Source organism: Roseomonas sp. TAS13, from assembly GCF_001950415.1.
Classification (GTDB): Bacteria; Pseudomonadota; Alphaproteobacteria; order Acetobacterales; family Acetobacteraceae; genus Roseomonas; species Roseomonas mucosa.
Genome location: NZ_BDLP01000677.1, coordinates 1 through 1,187, shown reverse-complemented (window position 1 = coordinate 1,187; position 1,187 = coordinate 1). Strand labels below are relative to the sequence as shown.

Below are 1,187 nucleotides of genomic sequence, written 5' to 3'. Positions count from 1 at the left end.
CAAGAGACAGCGGACATGGCCGCCGATCCCGCGGAAGCCCCCGGATCACCCCCCGGATCACCCCCCGGGACAGGTCAGTAGCGGCGCAGCAGCCCGACCAGCGTGCCCTGGACCTTCACCCGGTCAGGGCCGAAGATCCGGGTCTCGTAGGTGGCGTTGGCGGGCTCCAGGGCGATGGAATTGCCCTTGCGGCGGAGGCGCTTCAGCGTGACCTCGGCATCGTCCACCAGCGCCACGACGATGGTGCCGTTCTCGGCCGTCTCGCCCCGGCGGATGATCACCGTGTCGTTGTCGAGGATTCCGGCCTCGACCATCGAATCCCCAGAAACCTCCAGCGCATAGTGCTCGCCGCCCGTGAGCAGCGAGGCCGGAACCTCCACGCTGCCGCCGGTGTCGCGCAGCGCCTCGATCGGCTGGCCGGCGGCGATGCGGCCATAGAGCGGAAGCTGCACGGTGCTGTGCTCGGCCGGGGAGGGCACCCCCGCCAGGTTCGGCGCGAAGTTGCCGCGGATGACGTTGGAAGCCCCCCCGGGAGACCCGGCGGCACCTGCCGCCGCCCGGGACGGCGCCTTGCCCGGGGCGAGACTGTCCGGCAGCCGCACCACCTCCAGCGCCCGGGCCCGGTGTGCGCGTCGCTTGAGGAAGCCGCGTTCCTCCAGTGCCGTGATCAGGCGGTGGATGCCGGACTTCGAGCGCAGGTTGAGGGCCTCCTTCATCTCCTCGAAGGAGGGCGAGAAGCCGGTCTGGCGCAGGTGCCGGTCGATGAAGACGAGAAGCTCGTGCTGCTTCCGCGTTAGCATGGCGCATCTCCCAACCGGGCGGCGAACAAAGAGGAAACGTTATCTGCTTGTTCTAGATAAGTTCCTGGCTTGTCGTCAAGTTTATCCCCGGATTCCACAGGTGTTCCGCCATCACGGAAGGGTCAGGGAGGCGCCGGATCAGACCCCGAGCGCCGCGAGGTCGATGATTTCCACCGTTTCGCCCGCCGTCAGGGCGGGGGCGTGCGGGGCCCGCAACACCAGCGCATCGGCGCGGGCCAGGGTCTTGAGCATTGAGCTGTCCTGCGCCGCGAAGGGCGTGGCGACGGGCAGGTCCGCGCCCGTGGCCTCCAGGCTCGCGCGGAGGTAGTCCTCCCGTCGGTCGTTCTCCGGCAGGCCGCGCCCGAGCCGGGCCAGCCGGGTCGGGGC

The 1,187-nt window shown here is 69.8% G+C and carries 1 protein-coding gene and 1 pseudogene; both read right to left on the bottom strand.

What is annotated here, in order from left to right; translation table 11 throughout:
- Nucleotides 1-74: 74 nt before the first annotated feature.
- A complete protein-coding gene (gene lexA / locus ROTAS13_RS24780) occupies nt 75-800 on the bottom strand; it encodes a transcriptional repressor LexA (protein WP_075823688.1) in 726 nt (241 codons plus the stop codon).
- A 138-nt stretch (nt 801-938) separates the two neighbouring features.
- Nucleotides 939-1,187: pseudogene (locus ROTAS13_RS24775) on the bottom strand (molybdopterin molybdenumtransferase MoeA); the annotation flags it as partial.

What these genes read in the sequence shown, in the direction of transcription:
- lexA (WP_075823688.1), bottom strand. Translation starts at nt 800, where the DNA reads ATGCTAACGCGGAAGCAGCACGAGCTTCTCGTCTTCATCGACCGGCAC.